20 protein-coding genes are annotated in these 19,692 nt (G+C 70.7%); 11 read left to right on the top strand and 9 right to left on the bottom strand.

Annotation, left to right across the window (positions count from 1 at the left end):
- The first annotated feature begins 30 nt into the window (after nucleotides 1-30).
- Together adhP and Q9R33_RS09080 are read left to right on the top strand one after the other, a co-directional pair.
- Nucleotides 31-1,101 carry an alcohol dehydrogenase AdhP gene (gene adhP / locus Q9R33_RS09085; protein WP_235560098.1) on the top strand — a complete coding sequence of 357 codons (1,071 nt, stop codon included), beginning with the start codon at nucleotides 31-33 and terminating at the stop codon, nucleotides 1,099-1,101.
- Between the two features lie 166 nt (nucleotides 1,102-1,267).
- Nucleotides 1,268-1,705: a hypothetical protein gene (locus tag Q9R33_RS09080; protein WP_056365705.1), complete on the top strand. Its 438-nt coding sequence runs from the start codon at nucleotides 1,268-1,270 to the stop codon at nucleotides 1,703-1,705.
- Nucleotides 1,706-1,781: 76 nt separating this feature from the next.
- Here Q9R33_RS09080 and Q9R33_RS09075 read toward each other — a convergent pair whose 3' ends face one another.
- The gene (locus Q9R33_RS09075; protein ID WP_056365702.1) at nucleotides 1,782-2,090 is read right to left on the bottom strand and encodes a SelT/SelW/SelH family protein; all 309 of its coding nucleotides are present in this window, start codon (nucleotides 2,088-2,090) and stop codon (nucleotides 1,782-1,784) included.
- A complete protein-coding gene (locus Q9R33_RS09070) occupies nucleotides 2,087-2,899 on the bottom strand; it encodes an alpha/beta hydrolase (protein WP_311293547.1) in 813 nt (270 codons plus the stop codon). The genes Q9R33_RS09075 and Q9R33_RS09070 overlap by 4 nt, the downstream gene beginning before the upstream one ends.
- Before the next feature lie 164 nt (nucleotides 2,900-3,063).
- Between Q9R33_RS09070 and Q9R33_RS09065 the strand changes: the two genes are divergently transcribed.
- Together Q9R33_RS09065 and Q9R33_RS09060 are read left to right on the top strand one after the other, a co-directional pair.
- On the top strand, nucleotides 3,064-3,981 hold the full coding sequence (locus Q9R33_RS09065) for a YrzE family protein (RefSeq protein WP_311293546.1): 918 nt from the start codon (nucleotides 3,064-3,066) through the stop codon (nucleotides 3,979-3,981).
- A 41-nt stretch (nucleotides 3,982-4,022) separates the two neighbouring features.
- A complete protein-coding gene (locus tag Q9R33_RS09060) occupies nucleotides 4,023-4,202 on the top strand; it encodes a CsbD family protein (RefSeq protein ID WP_311293545.1) in 180 nt (59 codons plus the stop codon).
- A 57-nt stretch (nucleotides 4,203-4,259) separates the two neighbouring features.
- Here the strand turns inward: Q9R33_RS09060 and Q9R33_RS09055 are convergent, their stop codons facing one another.
- Nucleotides 4,260-5,159, bottom strand: coding sequence for a LysR family transcriptional regulator (locus Q9R33_RS09055; RefSeq protein WP_311293544.1), 900 nt, complete (start codon nucleotides 5,157-5,159; stop codon nucleotides 4,260-4,262).
- Nucleotides 5,160-5,278: 119 nt separating this feature from the next.
- Between Q9R33_RS09055 and Q9R33_RS09050 the strand changes: the two genes are divergently transcribed.
- Nucleotides 5,279-5,965, top strand: coding sequence for a type 1 glutamine amidotransferase domain-containing protein (locus Q9R33_RS09050; protein ID WP_311293543.1), 687 nt, complete (start codon nucleotides 5,279-5,281; stop codon nucleotides 5,963-5,965).
- A gap of 57 nt (nucleotides 5,966-6,022) precedes the next feature.
- Here Q9R33_RS09050 and Q9R33_RS09045 read toward each other — a convergent pair whose 3' ends face one another.
- Entirely contained in the window at nucleotides 6,023-6,478 is a 456-nt protein-coding gene (locus tag Q9R33_RS09045; protein WP_200919410.1) for a GyrI-like domain-containing protein, read from the bottom strand.
- 97 nt (nucleotides 6,479-6,575) lie between these two features.
- Here Q9R33_RS09045 and Q9R33_RS09040 point away from each other — a divergent pair, with 97 nt between their 5' ends.
- A complete protein-coding gene (locus tag Q9R33_RS09040) occupies nucleotides 6,576-7,388 on the top strand; it encodes a shikimate 5-dehydrogenase (protein WP_311293542.1) in 813 nt (270 codons plus the stop codon).
- A gap of 104 nt (nucleotides 7,389-7,492) precedes the next feature.
- Here the strand turns inward: Q9R33_RS09040 and Q9R33_RS09035 are convergent, their stop codons facing one another.
- On the bottom strand, nucleotides 7,493-8,428 hold the full coding sequence (locus Q9R33_RS09035) for an aldo/keto reductase (protein ID WP_311293541.1): 936 nt from the start codon (nucleotides 8,426-8,428) through the stop codon (nucleotides 7,493-7,495).
- A gap of 112 nt (nucleotides 8,429-8,540) precedes the next feature.
- On the opposite strand from Q9R33_RS09035, the gene Q9R33_RS09030 reads away from it, so the two are divergent.
- The 5 genes from Q9R33_RS09030 (at nucleotide 8,541) to Q9R33_RS09010 (ending at nucleotide 15,249) form a co-directional block, all read left to right on the top strand.
- Entirely contained in the window at nucleotides 8,541-9,428 is an 888-nt protein-coding gene (locus Q9R33_RS09030; RefSeq protein WP_311293540.1) for a LysR substrate-binding domain-containing protein, read from the top strand.
- Nucleotides 9,425-9,901: an ATP-dependent endonuclease gene (locus Q9R33_RS09025; protein WP_310244131.1), complete on the top strand. Its 477-nt coding sequence runs from the start codon at nucleotides 9,425-9,427 to the stop codon at nucleotides 9,899-9,901. The genes Q9R33_RS09030 and Q9R33_RS09025 overlap by 4 nt, the downstream gene beginning before the upstream one ends.
- 158 nt (nucleotides 9,902-10,059) lie before the next feature.
- Nucleotides 10,060-12,342, top strand: a complete 2,283-nt coding sequence (locus Q9R33_RS09020; RefSeq protein WP_311293539.1) for an esterase-like activity of phytase family protein — start codon at nucleotides 10,060-10,062, stop codon at nucleotides 12,340-12,342.
- A 136-nt stretch (nucleotides 12,343-12,478) separates the two neighbouring features.
- Nucleotides 12,479-13,921, top strand: coding sequence for a DUF1254 domain-containing protein (locus Q9R33_RS09015; RefSeq protein ID WP_311293538.1), 1,443 nt, complete (start codon nucleotides 12,479-12,481; stop codon nucleotides 13,919-13,921).
- Between the two features lie 5 nt (nucleotides 13,922-13,926).
- Entirely contained in the window at nucleotides 13,927-15,249 is a 1,323-nt protein-coding gene (locus tag Q9R33_RS09010) for a DUF1254 domain-containing protein (protein ID WP_311293537.1), read from the top strand.
- Between the two features lie 156 nt (nucleotides 15,250-15,405).
- Here the strand turns inward: Q9R33_RS09010 and Q9R33_RS09005 are convergent, their stop codons facing one another.
- From Q9R33_RS09005 to Q9R33_RS08990, 4 genes are all read right to left on the bottom strand, one after another.
- Nucleotides 15,406-16,653 carry an alpha/beta fold hydrolase gene (locus Q9R33_RS09005; protein ID WP_311293536.1) on the bottom strand — a complete coding sequence of 416 codons (1,248 nt, stop codon included), beginning with the start codon at nucleotides 16,651-16,653 and terminating at the stop codon, nucleotides 15,406-15,408.
- Nucleotides 16,654-16,663: 10 nt separating this feature from the next.
- On the bottom strand, nucleotides 16,664-17,725 hold the full coding sequence (locus Q9R33_RS09000) for a cation diffusion facilitator family transporter (RefSeq protein WP_311293535.1): 1,062 nt from the start codon (nucleotides 17,723-17,725) through the stop codon (nucleotides 16,664-16,666).
- A complete protein-coding gene (locus tag Q9R33_RS08995) occupies nucleotides 17,722-18,087 on the bottom strand; it encodes a metalloregulator ArsR/SmtB family transcription factor (RefSeq protein WP_311293534.1) in 366 nt (121 codons plus the stop codon). Before Q9R33_RS08995 ends, Q9R33_RS09000 begins: the two co-directional genes overlap by 4 nt.
- Nucleotides 18,088-18,148: 61 nt before the next feature.
- Complete coding sequence (locus tag Q9R33_RS08990) at nucleotides 18,149-19,666, bottom strand: MATE family efflux transporter (protein WP_311293533.1); 1,518 nt, start codon at nucleotides 19,664-19,666, stop codon at nucleotides 18,149-18,151.
- Nucleotides 19,667-19,692 lie beyond the last annotated feature (26 nt).

Below are 19,692 nucleotides of genomic sequence, written 5' to 3'. Positions count from 1 at the left end.
GCGAACGCCCGCCCCAGGGAAGTGATATCGATGACGATCCTGACCGACTCGCACGCAGCACACGGCACCGCGACCCCCACCGGCACGATGCGCGCAGCCGTGGTCACCGCGCCCGACCGGCCTCTCGAAGTGCGCGACGTGCCCATCCCCGCGCCCGGCCCCGGGCAGGCGCTCGTGAAGGTGCTGACCACCGGCGTGTGCCACACCGACCTCCACGCCGCCCGCGGCGACTGGCCGGTCGCCCCGAAGTCCGACCTCATCCCTGGGCACGAGGGGTACGGCCGCGTCGTCGCCCTCGGCGAGGGCGTCACGACGCTCGCGGTCGGCGAACTCGTCGGCAACGCGTGGCTCTGGAGCGCCTGCGGCGTCTGCGAGTTCTGCCGCACCGGGTGGGAGACGCTGTGCCCCGACCAGCAGAACGGCGGATACTCCGTCGACGGCAGCTTCGGCGAGTACATGCTCGTCGACGAGCGCTTCGCCGCCCGCATCCCGGCGGGCGCCGACCCCGTCGAGGTCGCGCCGATCCTGTGCGCCGGCGTCACCGTCTACAAGGGACTCAAGATGACCGAGGCGCGTCCGGGCGAATGGGTCGTGATCTCGGGCATCGGCGGACTCGGCCACATCGCGGTCCAGTACGCCCGCGCGATGGGCCTGCGGGTCGCCGCCGTCGACATCGACGACGCCAAGCTCGAGCTCGCCCGCCGGCACGGCGCCGAACTCACGGTCAACGCGCTCACGCAGGACCCGGCCGCCGTCGTCCAGGAGCGCACCGGCGGCGCGCACGGCGTGCTGGTCACCGCCGTGCACCCGAAGGCCTTCGGCCAGGCGCTGGGCGTCGCCCGCCGCGGCGCGACGATCGTCTTCAACGGCCTCCCGCCGGGCGACTTCCCCGCCGACATCTTCGACATCGTGCTCCGCGCGATCACGATCCGCGGATCGATCGTCGGCACGCGCCAGGACATGATCGAGGCCCTCGACTTCTACGCGCGCGGCCAGATCCACCCGACCGTCGCCGTCGAGTCGATCGACGACGTCAACGACATCTTCGAGCGCATGGAGCACGGCAGGATCGACGGCCGCATCGTGATGCAGTTCGAGTGACGCCGAGGAGGTGTCACGGGAGCACAGGGGCGGGGCGGATGCCTCGCCCCTGCGTCGTGCCTCGGCCACCACGATCAAGCAGGAATGGAGAAGCACCCTCCGGAGCGCCTCGGTAGCGTGAGGATCACGGGACGCGAAGGCGCCCACGAGCGTGAGGAGGAGCATCATGGCGAAGACGGCATCGGACGGACTGTCGCAGGAGGAGCGCGAGGCGGTCAAGAATCGCGCGAAGGAGCTGCGCGACCAGGCCAAGGCGGGCAAGAGCCGCGAGGCGGGCACCAAGCAGGTCCGCGAGGCGATCGAGAAGCTCGACGGCACCGACCGCGACATCGCCGAGGGCCTGCACAAGGTGGTCGGCGAGGTCGCTCCCGACCTCGTGCCCAAGACCTACTACGGCTTCCCCGCGTACGCGAACGCGGCCGGCAAGGTCGTCGTCTTCACTCAGCCGGCCTCGAAGTTCAAGACCCGCTACGCGACCATCCAGTTCGACGAGAACGCCCACCTCGACGACGGCGACTTCTGGTCGACGGGGTTCGCGGTGCTCGCCTGGACGCCCGCGGTCGAGAAGAAGATCACCGAGCTCGTCGCGGCCGCCGTGGCCTGAACCGGCGCGACCGACGCACCGCGGGGCGCGGCATCCGTCAGAGATACGGATGCTGCGCCCCGCGGTCGTGCGCGGTTCAGCGGTCGGGGCCGGCCGGCGTCGGAGCGGCGCGATCGGCGTGGCCGAGGGCCCGGCCGGGAGCGATGCGGTCGCGTACGCGGCGCTTCAGGGCGACGATGTCGGGGAAGCCGCCGTCAGCCTTGCGGGACCAGACGAGCTCATCGTCGGCGTAGACCTCGAAGATCCCGCCGGTGCCCGGCTCGAGCGTCGCGCCGCCGCCCATGAGTTCGTCCTGGAAGGTGGTGAGGAGCTCCTGTGCGACCCATGCCGCGCGGAGCATCCACGCGCACTGGGTGCAGTAGACGACGCGGATGTGATGGCTCATACGCCTGCCCCCTCCGCCGCCAGGAACTCCGCGGCCGCATCGCGGAACGCGCGCGAGCCCGGGGCGTTGAAATGATGCCGCCCCGGGATCTCGATGAAACGGCCGTTCGGCGCCGTCGCGGCGAGTGCCCGCGAGCGCTCGAGGATCGCATCCTCTGTACCCGTCGCGAACAGCACCGGCTGCCGCGGAGGCCGCTCCGGGTCGGGGTCGGCGTCGCCGAACCGCATGCCCTCGGCGAGCGCGATCAGAGCGCGCAGGTCGTTGTCAGGGACACGCTCGGCGAGTTTCACGTAGTTCTGGGTGACCGGATCCTCGACGGGTATGCCCTTTTCGGCATACGCGCGGGCCTGCTCGATGCGCAGCCGCCCGAGCGGGCGCCCGTCGGGGATACCGCCCAGCACCGCGCGACTCACGTGCTCCGGCGCGTCGACGGCGAGCTGCCAGCCGACACGGGCACCGAGCGAGTAGCCGACGTAGCGGACGTCATCGACGAGATACGTGTCGAGCACAGCGATCAGGTCGCTCACGAAGGCGCTCATCGAGTAGGCGACGGGATCGTCGGGCTTGTCGCTCGCGCCGTGGCCGCGCTGATCGACGCCGATGACGCGATATCCGGCGGCGGTGAGCATGCGCACCCAGCCGGTCTCCACCCAGTTGTCGCGGCAGCTCGACGCGAACCCGTGCACGCACAGCACGGGGTCGGCGTCAGGCTCGCCCCAGGCGTACGTCGCGAGCTGGTACCCCTCGGCAGACATGATGTAGCTCGGCGGCGGCATCTCGGTGCGCGGGAACGAGGCGACGGCATCCATATCGCCATTCTGCTCCCGCGCCCGCGCGCTCAAGTGCACCAGAGCGCCGGCGAAGGGTCCCCAAGTCCTTTCCCCCCAGGCGGAAAGGCCGCACAGGTTACCTCCCACCGCGCGGGATATCAACCGGGCTGAGGGTCGGGGCGTGCTCCGCATACGTTCACCTCATGAGCACCGACAACCGCGACTACCGCACGACGGACCCGCGGAGGACCGACGCGGACCTGGATCGTGATCGCGATCTCGCCCGCGACCCCGATGCCGGCAGCACCCGTCCCCTCGACACGGATCCCCGCACCGACACCACCCGCGACATCGACGGCACTCGCGCCCGTGACGCGGACCGCGACGGCGTCGCCGACGACACCGAGCGCATCTACCGCGACCGCGACGCCCACGTGGTGCGCGATCGCGACGGCGACGGCGTGCCGGACGCCCAGGAGGCGCGTCGCGCGCGAGATGTCGACAGCGTCACCGACACCCGCGAGGCGTCGCTGCGCGAGGTCGTCGTCGCCCGCGAGCGCGAGCGCTTCGGAGGGATCAAGTTCGGCAGTGCCTTCTTCGGCTGGCTCACGGCGTTGGGCGCACTCGTCGCGCTGACTGCCGTTGTCGCCGCGATCGGCGCTGCCATCGGCCTCACCTCGCCCCAGGCGGTCGACGACGCCGCCGAGGCCGCGACCGGCAACACGGGCGCGGCCACCATCATCGGGGCGATCGCCATCGCCGTCGTGCTGTTCATCGCCTACTTCGCCGGCGGCTACGTCGCCGGCCGCATGGCGCGTTTCAGCGGCGCCAAGCAGGGCTTCGCAGTGTGGCTGTGGGCGATCCTCATCGCGGTCGTGGTCGCGGTGATCACGCTGATCGCCGGCAGCCAGTGGGACATCCTCGCGAACGTCGACATCTTCCCGCGCATCCCTGTGACCGCCGACACGGCGACGCTCACCGGCATCCTCACCGCCATCGGCGCCGCCGTGATCACGCTCGTCGCCGCGGTCCTGGGCGGGATGGCCGGCATGAGCTACCACCGCCGCGTCGACCGCGTCGGACTGGACGGTGTGGACCGCGTGGATCGCGCCCGCTCTTGAGCCTCGCCCTATGAAAGACAACGAAGAGAAGGGGATCCGCCATGGGTCTGGATGACGACATCAAGCACAATGCCGAAGACATGAAGGGCAAGGTGAAGGAGAAGGTCGGCGACGCGACCGGCAACGAGAAGCTGCAGGCCGAAGGCGTGGCGGATCAGGCCAGCGCCAAGATGAAGAAGGCCGGCGACGACATCAAGGACGCGTTCACCGGCGACCGGTGACCTGCCGACGACGATGCCCCGGCTCCCGGCGGACCCGGGGCATCGTCGTGCGTGCGCTCAGAACACGTCCCAGTCGCGCGCCCGCTCGGCCAGCGCGTCAATGACACGGCCGGTGGAGGGTGTTGGGGGGTCGGCGGCTCGGATCGCGAGGTGCAGGGTGTTGATCGGCGCTTCGTCGGAGCGGTGCAGCACCTCGACGGTGCCGGCGCCGATGGCGGGCTCGGCGAGGTAGCGGGGCAGCGCCGAGATGCCGATTCCCGCCACAACGGCGGCGAGCACACCCCGCAGGTCGGGCACCGTGACAGCCACGGGATTGGCGGGTCGATGCCCGAACTGACTGCGCCAGTACCTGCGCACGATCGACAGGTCGGCGTCGTAGGCCACGAGGGGCAGGTGCTGAAGCGCCCCCGCCGGTTCGGCGGCGAGGCGCTTCCGGTCGATCGTCCGAGCGAGCGCCGGTGCCCCCACGAGCACGAACTCCTCGTCCACGAGACCGCGATAACGGATGCCGCGCACCGGCGTCCGCACCGATGACACCACGACGTCGAGCTCACCGTCCGCGAGGCGTGCGAGCAGGTCGTGGGCGAGGCCCAGGGTGAACGCGAGGCTCACGCCCTCGCCCGTCAGCGGCGCCAGGGCGGGGATGACCCTCGACGCGACGACGTCGCTCGCACCTCCGATCCGGACCGTCTCAGCGGGGCCGGGGGCGGGCGCGACCCACACCTCGCGCAGGCGGTCGACCGGCCCGGCCACGCGTACCGCGAGGGCGTCGCCGGCGGGCGTCGGGGTGGCTCCACGTGCCGAGCGCGTGAACAGCGGCGTGCCGAGCTCGCCCTCGAGCCGGGCGATCCGTTCGCTCACCGACGGCTGGCTGACACCCAGCCGCGCCGCGGCGGCGGTGATCGACCCCGCCCGGTGCACCTCGAGGAACGTGTGCAGCAGGTCGAGTTCTTGCATGCGGCATCCATCCATCAAGAAATCTATGACTAAACAGAATTGTAGGAAATGATGCCGATGGATGCCTCGTTCCTTCCCGCAAGCGGCTCGCACCGAGCGCCCACCTGAACGGAGAAGACATGGCACACGTACTCATGGCTGTCACTGGCGCGGACACCATCGCGCTCACCGACGGCACCGCGCACCCGACCGGATTCTGGGCGGAGGAGCTCGTCGAGCTGCACCGCGGGCTCGTCGCCGCGGGTCACACCGTCGACATCGCGACTCCGGGCGGCGCACGCCCCACGGTCGACCCCGGCAGCCTCGGCGAGGAGTCCTCAGACGAGCTGCACGCCTACCTCGCGTCGATCGACGCCCTGCTCGCGCACCCCCGCGACCTCGCCGGTGTGAAGACCGGCGAGTACGACGCGATCGCGCTGCCGGGCGGGCACGGACCGATGGTGGACCTCGCGACGGATGCCGACCTCGGACGGCTCCTCGTCGACGCGATCGACCGCGACGCGGTGGTCGGCGTGCTGTGCCATGGTCCGGCCGGCCTCTTGAGCGCGGTGCGCGAGGACGGCTCGTTCGCCTTCGCCGGGCGCCGGCTCGCGGTCTTCACCGACGAGGAGGAACACCAGGGCGGCCTCAAGGATGCCTCGCCGTACCTCGTCGAGTCGCGGTTGCGCGACCTCGGGGCCGTCGTCGCGTCGGGTGAGCCGTGGTCGGTCACGGTCGTCGTGGACGGCTCGCTCGTAAGCGGACAGAACCCGCAGTCGAGCGTGGCCACGGCCCGGCGCCTCGTCGAGGTGCTCGCCGCTCGCTGACGCCGAGGGAGGCGGATGCAGCGGCCCGCGGCATCCGCCTCCGCGTCGGTGCGAGGGTCAGGCGACGGGCTGCTGCAGCTCGGTCACCCACGTTGACTGCGGGCCGTCGGCCTGGAGGTAGACCTCGCGGCAGGGGCCGTCGAACTCGCCGCCGTCTGCCACGACCGCCTGCATGAACGCGGCCCACGCATCGGCGATGCCGCTCATCTCGCCCCGGTAGGTCGTGACGGCGGAGCGCTCGACTGCGGGCAGCTCCACGACCTGCCAGCCGTCGCCCTCCACCGGCTCGTCGCCCGCGATCCACGAGACCCACACCCGCAGGTCGCCGCCGTCGAGCGGCTCGTACCAGAAGGTGCCGGGCTCGCGGTACTCCACGCCCGCGGCCTCGAGGGCACCGTGCAGGGGCGGCAGGATGCGGTCGATCACGGCGGGTACGCCTTCACCGCCCGGTGCGACGCCCGATGCCGCATAGACGGTGACGGGCTCGAGCCGGCGGTATTCGATGGCGGTCATCCTGTGCTCTCCTTCGAGGGTCGGGGGCGGCGCGTGAATCTCGCCTCCTGGATCGTCGCCCTGGGGTCGGACATCGGCGGCGGGGCACAATGGCACCGTGCCCATTCTGAACAAGGACATGGTCCTCTGCATCTCCCTCGCCGCACGCCCCTCCAACATCGGCACGAGGTTCCACAACTTCCTCTACGACGAGCTCGGGCTGAACTTCATCTACAAGGCGTTCACGACGAACGACATCGAGGCCGCGATCGGCGGAGTGCGAGCGCTGGGGATCCGCGGGTGCTCGGTGTCGATGCCGTTCAAAGAGGCCGTGATCCCGCTCGTCGACGAGATCGAGCCCTCCGCCGCGGCGATCGAGTCCGTGAACACGATCGTCAACGAGGGCGGGCGCCTCGTCGCGTCGAACACCGACTACGAGGCGGTCGCGGAGCTGCTCGAGCGGCATGCCGTCGACCCGGCGCTCCCCGTGCTGGTGCGCGGATCGGGCGGCATGGGCAAGGCGGTCGTCGCGGCGTTCCGCGGCGCGGGCTTCGACGACGTCACCGTGGTCGCGCGCAACGCCGAGGCGGGCGCCCGGATCGCCGAGAAGTACGGCTTCCGCAGCACCACGGCCGACCCGGCGCCCGGGCACGCGGTGCTGGTCAACGTCACCCCGCTCGGAATGGCCGGGGCCGACGCCGACATCCTGTCGTTCTCCCAGGAGCACGTCGACGCGGCGCAGACCGTCTTCGACGTCGTCGCCTACCCCGCCGAGACCCCGCTGATCCGGGCGGCGCGGGCCGGCGGCATCCCGGTCATCACGGGTGCCGAGGTGATCGCGCTGCAGGCGGCCCGGCAGTTCGAGCGGTACACCGGCGTCACGCCGACGCTCGACCAGATCCAGCGCGCCTCGGAGTTCTCGCGGCAGTAGGCCGGCCCGCGGTCGTCCGCGAGCCAGGGGCTTCCCGCCGAGACCGGGGACGTCGCCCTCGGTCTCGGCGCAAACGCCTCGGCTCGACGAAATCCGGCGGCGGGTCAGGGCACGCGGTAGCCTGCGGCCCGGAACAGCTCGTACCACTCGGCGCGGGTAAGGGGGATGTCGGAACCCTCGGCGGCACCGCTCACGCGCTCGGGGCTCGTCGTTCCGAGCACCACCTGCATGCGCGCCGGGTGGCGGGTGATCCACGCCACCGCGATCGCGATCGGCGGCACGTCGTACCTCCGCGCGAGACGGTCGATCACCGCGTTGAGCTCGGGATAGTCGGGCGAGTCGAGGAACACGCCGGTGAAGAAGCCCGCCTGGAACGGCGACCAGGCCTGCACCGCGATGTCGTGCAGGCGGCAGTAGTCGATGATGCCGCCGCCGTCGAGCGTGAGGGACTGCTCCTCACCGTGCATGTTCGCGGCGACGCCCTGCGCGATGGTCGGGGAGTGGGTGATCGAGAGCTGGATCTGGTTCGCGACGATGGGCTGGCGCACCGACTTCTTGAGCAGATCGATCTGGCGCGGGGTGTGGTTCGAGACGCCGAACGCCCGCACCTTGCCCGCCGCCTCGAGGTCGTCGAACGCCCGCGCGACCTCGTCGGGCTCGACCAGGGCGTCGGGCCGGTGCAGCAGCAGGATGTCGATGTAGTCGGTGTCGAGCGCACGCAGCGACCCCTCCACCGAATCGACGATGTGCTCGTACGAGAAGTCGAAGTACGGCCCGTCGCCGACGATGCCGGCCTTGGTCTGGAGGGTGATCTCCGCGCGCTCGGAGGATGAGAGCCGCATCGCCGCGGCGAAGCGGAGCTCGCAGCCGTGCAGGGAGCTGCCGTAGATGTCGGCGTGATCGAAGAAGTCGATGCCCGCGTCGCGCGCGGTGCGGGTCAGCGTGCGCACGGTGTCGTCGTCGAGGTCCTGGATGCGCATGAGGCCGAGCACCACGTTGGGTGCCGGGCGCTCGACGCCGGTGAGTTCGATGGTCTTCATGGGTCCGCTCTCGGGTCGGGTCAGTACTGCCGGGTCCACGTTAGGCACCGCCCACAAAGAAGTCCAACAACTGTATATTCTGCGATTGAGAATCGAAGCGAATGGATACACCATGGAGCACCGCCAGCTGGAGTACCTGGTCACCCTCACCGAGGAGCGGCATTTCACCCGCGCCGCAGAGCGATGCCGCGTCTCTCAGTCCGGCCTGTCGGCGGCGATCCGCCGGCTCGAGCAAGAGCTCGACGCGAAGCTCTTCGAGCGGACCACGCGCTCTGTCGAGCCGACGCCGGCCGCGCTCGCGCTCCTGCCGCACGCCCGCGAGATCCTCGCCCAGACGGCCGCGGGACGGGATGCCGTCGTCCGCGCGTCGCACCAGCTCGCCGGCTCGCTGCGCATCGGCGCCGAGCAGTGCCTGGGGGCACTCGACGTGAACCTGCTCCTCGAGCGGTTCCACCGCCGCCACCCTGCCGTCGACATCCAATTCGTGCAGGCGGGGTCGCACCAGCTGGTCGACCATGTCGCGGCCGGCGAGCTGGACGTCGCCTTCGTCGCCAGCGCAGACCCCGCGCCGGTGCCGGCCGTGGCGGAGCTCGCGCGGATCCCCCTCGTGCTCATCGTCCCGCCCGCCCACCCGCTGGCCGAGCGTCCGGTGTCGCGGTGGAGGGACCTTCGCGACGCCGACTTCGTGGACTTCCGGCCGGCGTGGGCGCTGCGCACGATCAACGACGACGCGTTCCAGCGGCACGGCGTCGAGCGGCGGGTGCGCTGCAGCGTCGACGACGTGCACACGCTGCTCGACCTCGTCGTGCGCGGGCTCGGCGTCGCGATCGTGCCGCAGCACGTCGCGAACAAGCCCCAGGCGAAGGGCCTGGTCGCCCTGCCGGTCCCCTCCGGTGCGCCGGAGTGGATCGTGTCGACCCTCATCGCGGGCACCGCCTCGCTCGCACCCCGCCTGCTCGAGATCCTCGACGAGGAGCGTGCCGAAGCCGAGGCCGCATGACCGTCGTGCTGGTCGAGGGCGAGAGCGATCGGATCGCTCTCGAGACGCTCGCGACGCGGATGGGGATACGGATGCCGGAGGTCCGTGTCGTGGGCGGCTCCAAGGGCGCCCGCCGCGCGGCCGGGCAGCTCGTCGGCGTACCGCTCGTCGGTCTCGTCGATGTGGGGGAGCGGAGAGACTTCGAGCGCGTGCTCGACACGGTGTTCGTGTGCGACCCCGACCTCGAGGCCGAGTTCGTGCGCGCTCTCGGCGTCGCGGGCGTCGAGGCGGTGATCGCGGAGCAGGGCGAGCTCGAGTCGTTCCGGAGTCTGCAGCGCCAGCCGTTCCAGCGCGAACGTCCGGTCGACGCGCAGCTCGCGCGCTTCTTCGGGGGCCGCAGCGGCAACAAGGCGCGCTACGCCCGGCTGCTCGCAGAGGCGGTGCCGCTCGATCGCGTGCCGCCGCCGCTCGCCGCGCTGCTCGCCGCGCTCTGACCGCGACCCCGATCAGGGCTTGTGCGGCAGCATCATCCATCGTCTTGCCGTCGGTGAGATCGTTCTCACGCGCCGCTTGCCACCCGTTCACCGGGCCGTCGCGGAATGGTCGGCGATCGGTCAGCGCGCGGCCGAGCGACCCCGGTTGCGTCGAGGGCATGAGTCGAATCCCCACACGACGCGTCCTGCCGCGCCTTCTCGCCGCGGCAGCAGCGACGGCCACCGCCGTCGCCCTCCTCCCCACCTCCGCCGCCTTCGCCCAGCCGGTCGCCACCGCGTCCGGCGACTCGCAGTCGCCGTACGTGCAGACGCACGTGCCGACGCTGGTCGCGCGGGCGACGCTCTCGGCCGACCACCTCGAGCCGGGCCCGGCGTCGGGTGCCCTGGCCAGCACGGCCAATGGGCGCACCGGTCCGTGGAACGGGCAGGTCATCCCCGGATTCTCGGCCGCGATCGACAACGGCGACGGCACCTTCTGGGCGCAGCCCGACAACGGCTTCGGCGCCAAGGGCAACTCCGCCGACTTCCTGCTGCGCAACTACCTCGTGCGTCCGGCGTGGCAGACGGCCGCCGGGGGCGCCGGCGAGATCCGCATCGAGCGGTTCGTGTCGTACAACGACCGCAATCACGTGCTCGACTTCCCGATCGTGGGCGACGGCACCGCCGAGCGCCTCCTCACCGGCGCCGACTTCGACATCGAGTCCGTCGTCAGGGCCAAGGACGGCACCTTCTGGGTCGGCGAGGAGTTCGGGCCGTTCCTGCTGCACTTCGACGCCGAGGGCACGCTGCTCGAGAAGCCCTTCTCGCTCGACGGCGCGAAGTCTCCGCAGAACCCGTACCTGCAGTCCGGCGAGACGCCGCGCGTGCGGGCCAGCCGTGGCTTCGAGGCCCTCGCCGCCTCGGTGAACGGGCGCTACCTCTACCCGGTCGTCGAAGGCTCGTACGCAGACGACAGCGACCTGCGCCGCCGCGAGATCCTCGAGTTCGACACGCGCGCCGGCGCCTACACCGGCCGCACGTGGAGCTACCAGACCGACCAGGAGCCGAACGTCATCGGCGATGCCTTCACCGTGAAGAACGACGTGCTCCTGCTCATCGAGCGCGACGACTTCGAGGGCGAGCAGTCCGTCACCAAGCGCGTGTACCAGGTCGACCTGCGGCGCACGGACGCCGAGGGCTACCTCGAGAAGACGCTAGTGCTCGACGCGCTGCGCATCGCCAACCCGAGCGGCATCGGCGCGGGTGACGGCTACGGCACGGGCGAGGTCTACTCGCTGCCGGTGCAGTCGTTCGAGACCGTCGTGCAGCTGAAGGACGGCAGCCTGCTCATCGGGAACGACAACAACTACCCCGGCAACGACGCGCGCATCCCCGGCACGCCCGACGACACCGAGTTCGCGATCATCGACCTCGACAAGACGAAGATCGAGCCGTCGACGGTCAGCCTCATCGGCCACCGCGGCGCGAGCGGCTCGCGTCCCGAGCACACGCTCGCCGCGTACGAGACGGCGATCGTCCAGTGCGCCGACTACATCGAGCCGGATGTCGTCTCCACGAAGGACGGCGTCCTGGTCGCGCGTCACGAGAACGAGATCGGCGGGACGACGGATGTCGCGTCGCACCCCGAGTTCGCCGCGCGCAAGACCACGAAGCTCATCGACGGCGTCTCGGTGACGGGCTGGTTCACGGAGGACTTCACCTTCGCCGAGCTGCGCACCCTCCGCGCGAAGGAGCGCCTGCCCCAGACGCGTCCCGCGAACACCGCGTTCGACGGGCTCTATGTCATCCCGACGCTCGACGAGGTCATGGACCTCGCTCGCCACTCGGTGAGCTGCGACGGCCGGCCCGTCGGCGTGTACCCCGAGACGAAGCATCCGTCGTACTTCGACGCGATCGGTCTGTCGCTCGAGGAGCCGCTCGTCGCGGCCCTGAAGGCGAACGGACTCGACCGCGCGGACGCGCCGGTGATCCTGCAGAGCTTCGAGACCGCGAATCTGCGCGACCTCGACGAGATGACCGACGTCACGCTCGCCCAGCTCGTGAACGGGTCGGGCCGTCCGTACGACTTCACGCTCGCGGGTGACGCGCGCACCTACAAGGACCTGGTGGCGCAGGCCGGCCTCGCCGAGATCGCGACCTACGCCGACGGGGTGGGACTCGAGAAGTCCGTCATGATCCCGCGTACCGCTGAAGGGCGCCTCGGCACGCCCACCGCGGTCATCGCCGACGCGCACGCCGCGGGGCTCACGGTGCACGGCTGGACGTTCCGGGCCGAGAACCAGTTCCTGCCCGCCGACTTCCGCTCCAGCGCCGACCCCGCCGCCTACGGCGACCTGGACGGTGAGATCCGCGCGTTCGTCGCCGCCGGCATGGACGGCGTCTTCAGCGACCACCCCGGCATCGCCGCGGTGACCATCGACACGGTGACGCTCGCGGGCTGAGCCGGGACGACATCGCCGATTTCGGGCGGGGGATGCTGCGGCATCCCCCGCCCTTCGCCGTGCGCGCCACCTCCGCCTGGCAAAATGCGGAGGATGGGCGCCGCAGGGGGGCGGCGCTTTGGACGAAGGGACGAGTATGGCCATCGACGGCACCCCCGGGGCGGGACTGACGAAGGAACAGCTGGCGGAGGAGGTGACGCACCTCGCGACGCCCGACGTCCTTTCGACGCCGTTCGGCGACTTCGAGTTCTTCGACGGCGTGCCCAAGACCGACTCGGTGCGGTCGATCTTCGACGCACTCGACCTGCTGCGCGGCATCGACGCGTTCCTCACTGCGATGCCAGGAGCCTCGCTGGTCGCGATGCGGAACGGTCTGCGGACGGCGGGCGTGGATGCGCCCGACAAGATCGGCTACACCGACCCCCGGGCGAACTCCGGCGGCATCTTCCTCACCCCGAACACCGAGACGACCTATGGCACGACGTTCCTCGATCTGAAGGCCTGGGGGCCGACGGTCATCGAGGCGCCGCCGCAGTCGTTGTGCGTCGTCGACGACTTCTGGTTCCGGTACGTCGCCGACATGGGCATCGCCGGGCCCGATAAGGGCGCCGGCGGCAAGTACCTCTTCCTGCCGCCGGGTTACGACGGCGAGCGCCCGGAGGGGTACTACACGTACGATTCGCCGACCTACGCGAACTGGGTCGTGCTGCGCACCCTGGGCGGTGTTCCCGCGATGAAGGAGACGCGGATCTACCCGCTGAGCGAAGCCGACTCGCCCCGCGAGAACACCTTCCTGAACATCGCTCCCGTGCTGCAGAACACCGTGCACGCGAACGACTTCACGTTCTTCGAGGAGATCGCGCAGCTCGTTTCGGAGGAGCCGCCGACGGCGCTCGACCCCGAAAGAGCCGGCACCCTGGCCTCGATCGGACTCGTGCACGGCACGCCCTTCGAGCCCGACGCCCACCGGCGCGCCATCCTCGACGACGCCGCCCGCATCGGTGCGGCGATCTCGCGAGCGCTCGTCTACAAGCCGCGCGACCCCGACGCCTTCTTCTGGGAGGGCTCGTCGTGGAAGAACGCGTTCGTGGGCGGCAGCTACGAGTTCCTGCGCGGCGGCGCCCTCAATCTCGACGCCCGCACGCAGTTCCACTACTTCGCGACGGTGATCACGCCGGCGATGGCGCATGCGCAGGTGGGCTCCGGCTCGGCGTATGCGTACACCGCGGAGGATGCCGACGGCCACGCGCTCGACGGCTCCGCGACATACTCGCTGCGGATCCCGGCGGACCCGCCGGCGAAGAACTTCTGGGCGATCGACCTCTACGACACGCAGACCCGCTCGCTCCTGCAGTCCACGCCGTACCCCGCGCTCGCCAGCCTCTCGGGGACGGTGCAGTCCGAGGACGACGGCTCGTACGTGCTGTGGTTCTCGCCGACCGCGCCCGAGGGCAAGGAGGCGAACTGGATCCCCACGATCCCCGGCAAATCCTGGTTCCCCATGCTCCGGCTCTACGGACCGCTCGAGCCCTGGTTCGACAAGACGTGGCAGCTGCCCGAGCTCGTGAAGGGGGCTTGAACGCCGTGACCGACCTCGACGCCCTCGCCGCCGAGGCGTACCTCTACGGGTTCCCGCTGGTCTTCGACCTCGAGCAGGTCGTCCGCTACACGTCGACCGGCGTCGGCTCGAACCCGCGGGCGCCGTTCAACGCGTTCTCGCACGCGCGCACCCTGGCCACGGCCGCCGACACGTTCGTGTCGATCAACAACGACACCGTCTACTCGATGGCATCGCTCGACCTCGGGGTCGGGCCGGTCCGGCTCTCGGTGCCGGCGTCCGATCGGTATCACGTGCTGCAGTTCGTCGACGCCTGGACCGACAACTTCGCCTACGTCGGCACCCGTGGCACGGGCAACGATGCCGGCGAGTTCCTGATCGTCCCGCCGGGATGGGACGGGGATGCCGAGGGGTCGAACGTCATCCACTCGCCGACGCGAGTGGCGTCGATCGTCGGCCGCTGGTCCTGCTCGGGTGTCGAGGATCTGCCGGCCGTCCACGCGCTGCAGGACGCCACCACGTTGACGCCGCTCGATCCTGGTGCGGCGGCCACCGGGATTCCTGCGGTCGAGGCTCAGGGCGACGAGGTGCTCGACTTCTGGGAGAAGTACCGCGTGTGGTCGCAGGCCTTCCCTCCCGCTCCGCGCGACGAGGCGCTGCAGGCGTCGTTCGCGGCGCTCGGCCTCACCGGCGATGCGCCGGTCGGCAAGCTGAGCGACGAGCAGCGGGCCGCGTTGCGCGCCGGATTCCAGGGCGGAGCGGGCATGATCGCCACGGCGATGGCCGGTGCCGCCACCGGTGCGGAGCCGGGCGCCTGGTCGGCCACCCTCCACGTGTTCGACTACAACCTCGACTTCTTCGAGGTCGGCGCGATGGACGATCCCGCGTGGAAGATCGCCGATCCGAAGGTCCGGATCGTCGAGCGCGCCGTGGCGGCGAAGGCAGGGCTGTGGGGCAACCACGGGTACGAAGCCGCCTACGTCATGACGTTCCTCGACGGCGACGGGCAGCCGCTCACGGGTGAGCACGAGTACGAGCTGCAGCTGTCGCCGCCCCCGCCGGTCGGGGCGTTCTGGTCGGTCACGATGTACGCACTTCCGGAGTTCTACCTCGTCGCGAACGAGATCGACCGCTATTCGGTGGGCGATCGCACGCCCGGGATCATCACCGACGCCGACGGCGGCCTCACGATCCGCATCAGCCGCACGCGGCCGTCGGATCCGGATGCTGCGGCCAACTGGCTCCCGGCACCCGAGGGCGCGTTCCGCCCGATCCTGCGGATGTACATGCCGGGCGAGGCCGTGCTGAACGGCACCTACTCTCCGCCGCCGATCACCCGCCTCGACTGACGCTGCCCGCGCCCTCCCGACCGTGAAACGACAGTCGCGGGACGAGACCCCGGGGATCACCCAAGGTCTCGTCCCGCAACTGTCGTCTCACGGAAGCGGCGAGGCGCAGCGCTCGGCGCCAGGACGGGGGTGCGCCGGACCATCCGTCGCGCGGGGTCAGCGCACGCGGCGGCCGTGCGCGAGGTCGATGAGGCGCGAGAGCACGTCGCCGGCGCGCAGGCCGTTGTGTTCGTGCTCGCTCGTGATCCACGGGGTCACGCCGGGGAGGAGCCGTGCCGTCTCCATCGAGAACTCGAACGGCACATAGACGTCGTTGACGTACACCGCGGCGGCGCCGCGGGCGCCGGACGCGGCGAGCGCGTCGGCGTCGTAGAGCGACGGCCACTCGAACTCGGCGAGCGCGAGGGTCACGTCGCGCCACGGCTGGAACCCGGGCACGGTGTCGAGCCACTCCCGGCGCACGTGCTCGCCGGTGAAGAGCGTCGGGTCTTCGCGGAAGTCTGCGGGTTCGGTGCGCTCGGCCGACCACCGCGTGGCGTGGCCGTCGGCATAGCTGGACTCGTGGAAGACGTAGTACAGCGGGTTGCGGGCAGTGAACGGCATCGCCGCGGCGAGGTCGTGGCGGAAGGCGTTCGATCGCGGGTCGCGTTCGAGCAGACCCCACAGTGTCTGCCAGCCGTCGTCGGTGCCGAGCGCCGAGCCCACCGAGCGCACACGCGAGACCGAGGCGACCTCGCCGCCGGGCAGCACGAGCTCGCCGTCGACCGCGAGGTCGATCACGCGACGCATCGCGTCGCGGTGAGCGGGAAAGCGGCGGTAGTACTTCTCCGACTCGTCGCGCATCTTGTCGTACGTCACGGCGTAGACATCGTCGGGGTGGCGGCCCACGGCGCTCAGACCGCCGGTGATGTAGACGTGCTCGAGAGACGCGGCATCCGTCGAGAGATACGCCAGCGTGGTGAACCCGCCGAAGGACTGGCCCAGCACGCTCCACCGCTCGGCGCCCAGGTGCTGGCGCACCGCCTCGCCGTCGCGCACGATCGCGTCGGCGCGCAGGTGCGTGATGTACTCGGCGAGCTCGGACGGGTCGCGCTCGAGGTCGTCGTCGCCGACGGGTGTCGAAAGTCCCGTGCCGCGCTGGTCGAGCAGCACGACGCGGTAGTGCTCGAGCGCCGCGTCGAGCCACGACGGCCCCGACGGCGAGTGGAACGCGCGCGGCGCCTCGTGGCCCGGTCCGCCCTGCAGGAACACCAGATACGGCAGACTCTCGCCGCCCTCTCGCGTGACGACCGCCGCGTGGATGTCGATCGTGCGGGCGTCTGCCGGATCGCCCCACACCAGGGGGACCGTGAGGAAGTGGTCGTCGATGGTCAGATCCTGCATGCGGCGCGTCGTCACGGACATGGGAACGAGCCTAGGCGCCGTCGCCGACGTCGATCGTGGAACGGACGGTGACCGTGAAGTCGTCGACGTTGGGCAGATGGGAACGGATGCTGGATTCCGCCGCAGTGGCGAGGAACGAGGCATCCGTCTCCCGAGCGGCGATGACGATCGCGTCGCCCTGGAGGCGGTGTCCGACCCAGCGAAGGCGGACGCGGTCGATGCGCTCGACACCGTCGACGTGCTCGATCGCGTGCTCGGCGCGGTCGACGAGCTCGGGTTCGACGCCGTCGAGCAGCCGGCGGCCGACGCTGCGCACCGTGCCGATGAGCAGCACGAAGATCGCGGCTGCGATGAGGAGGCCGACGATGGGGTCGGCGAGCGGGAAGCCGAGCAGGACGCCGACGCCCCCGAGCACGACCGCGAGCGACGTGAAGCCGTCGGTGCGGGCGTGGACGCCGTCGGCGACGAGGGCCGCCGACCCGATGCGCCTGCCCACTCGGATGCGGTAGATCGCGACCGCCTCGTTGCCGGCGAATCCGATGACGCCCGCGGCGATCACCCACCCGAGGTTGTCGAGAGGCTGCGGGTGCAGGATGCGGTCGATCGCCTGCCAGGCCGCCACGACGGCCGACAGAGCGACGACGAACACGATGAACAGTCCTGCGAGGTCTTCGGCCCGGCCGAGTCCGTACGTGTAGCGACGGGAGGCCGCGCGACGGCCGAGCACGAACGCGATCCACAGCGGCACGGCCGTGAGGGCGTCGGAGAGGTTGTGGACCGTGTCGGCGAGGAGGGCGACCGAGCCGCTGAACGCGACGACGATCGCCTGCACGACCGTCGTCGCGAGCAGGATGACGAGGCTGATCTTCAGTGCGCGGACGCCGGCGGAGTGCGCCTCCATCGCGTCGTCGATCGCGTCGGCGGCGTCGTGGGAGTGCGGCACGAACAGCTCGTGCAGCACGCCGCGGAACCCTCCCGCGTGGGAGTGGTCGTGGGGGCCGTGGGAGTGGTCGTGGGGGCCGTGGTCGTGAGAGTGGTCGGTGCGGTGCCCGTGCTCGTCATGCGCGTGGTGCCCGGCGGTGTTCGCGCTCATTCGAGGGCACTGTCGGCGTGGTGGTGGCGGGGCGTACCGCCCAGCGAGTGCTCGGCCTGGTAGATCGCGTCGGCGACCAGGCGCGAGGCATGCTCGTTCTCGAGCCGGTAGAACACCCGCTGACCCTCCTGGCGGGTCGAGACGATGCGCGCGAGCCGGAGCTTGGCGAGATGCTGCGACACGGCCGCCGGGGACTTGTCGACGATGTCGGCGAGATGATTCACCGAGAGCTCCCCCGAGTCCTGCAGCGCGAGGACGATCCGCACCCGGGTGGCGTCGGCGAGCATCGCGAAGACCTCGACCGCGAGTTCGACGAAGGGACTGTCGACCGCGTATCCGGATCCCTGCTTATCTGCACTCATACGCAGATACTAGGACATCAAGATCCGTGGGAGAGCGCCTGAGATGACCGCCCCTCGTGACTCAGCCTCGCGTGCGGCGCTTGTCGCGCGACGGCACGAACCGGAACCGCCGCGGCCGCCGGGTCGCGCCCTGGGCGACGGGCGGCAGCACGATGGGCTGCGTGACGATCGCGTCGACGACCATCGAGCCGTCGGTCGGACCGATGACCGCGATGGGCGTGGTGGGCGTCGCGACCATGGGGGTGACCGGCTGCGTGGCGAGCTGACGGTGCGCGTGGATGTACGCGGGCACGAGCACGACCACAGCGCCCAGCCACGCGAGCGGGTTGCTCGCGGCGACGCCGATGAAACCGAAGATGCTGCCCAGCACGACGGCAGCGCCTACGCGCATCACGAGCTCGATGACGCCGGTCACGGTGGGGATGAGGGTGTGGCCGAGCCCCTGCAGAGCGCCGCGGAGCACGAACAGGATGCCGAGGATCCAGTAGGTCGCACCGTTGATGGCGAGCATCTGCGCGGCGAGGTCCACGACCTCTGCCGAGCCTTCGTCGATGAAGAGGCGCACCGTCATCGCGCCGAAGGCGATGAGCAGGGCACCGAGCACGATGGCCGCGCCCACCGACATCCACGTCGCCTCGATCACGCCGCGGCGGATGCGGTCGGGCCGGCCGCCGCCGTGGTTCTGCGCGACGAACATCGACACGGCGAGGCCGAGCGACTGCAGGAGGGCGACGGCGAGGCCGTCGACCCGGGATGCCGCGGTGTACGCGGCGACCGCGTCCGCGCCGAGCTCGTTCAGCGCGACCTGCACCGAGAGGGTTCCGATCGCGATGATCGAGGCCTGGAAGCCCATCGGCAGACCGAGGCGGAGGTGCTCCGCGAGCTCGGCCCTGCTGACACGCCAGTCGCCGCGGCGGACGTGGAGCACCGGCATCCGTCGCCGTACGAACTCGAGGCAGAGCAGCACCGAGATCGCCTGCGACACCACCGTCGCGAGCGCCGCCCCGCCCACGCCCCAGCCGAGCGGGCCGACCATGACGATGACGAGCGCGACGTTGAGCACGCACGCGAGCGTGAGGAAGACGAGCGGCGTGCGCGAGTCGCCGATGGCCCGGATGATCGCCGACAGGTAGTTGAAGAACATCATCGCGCCGGCGCCGAGGAAGCTGATCTGGGCGAAGACGATGGCGTCGTCCATGAGTTCAGCGGGCGTCTGTAGCAGCTCGAGCAGGGGCGCCGTCAGCAGCGGTGCGCCGACGGTGAGCAGGAGCGTGCAGATGCCGGTGAGGATCGTGCCCGACGCGACGGAACGGCGCACCGCGGCGTAGTCGCGCGCCCCGAAAGCCTGCGCCGTCGGGATCGCGAAGCCCGATGTGAGACCCCACGCGAACCCGAGCAGCAGGAACAGCATGCTGCCCGTCGCGCCCACCGCGGCCAGCGCGTCGACGCCGAGCTGGCGCCCCACGACGACGGCGTCGACGAAGTGGTACAGCTGCTGCACCACGTTGCCGATCAGCAGCGGGACGGAGAACAGGAGGATGACGCGCCAGGGGCGGCCCGTCGTCAGGGCGGTGGTCATGAGGGCGGCTCTTGAACGAGAAGACG

Source organism: Microbacterium sp. PRC9 (assembly GCF_031844125.1).
Taxonomy (GTDB): domain Bacteria; phylum Actinomycetota; class Actinomycetes; order Actinomycetales; family Microbacteriaceae; genus Microbacterium.
Note: the sequence above shows the minus strand (reverse complement) of the source record. Positions and strands in the feature narration are given on the sequence as shown.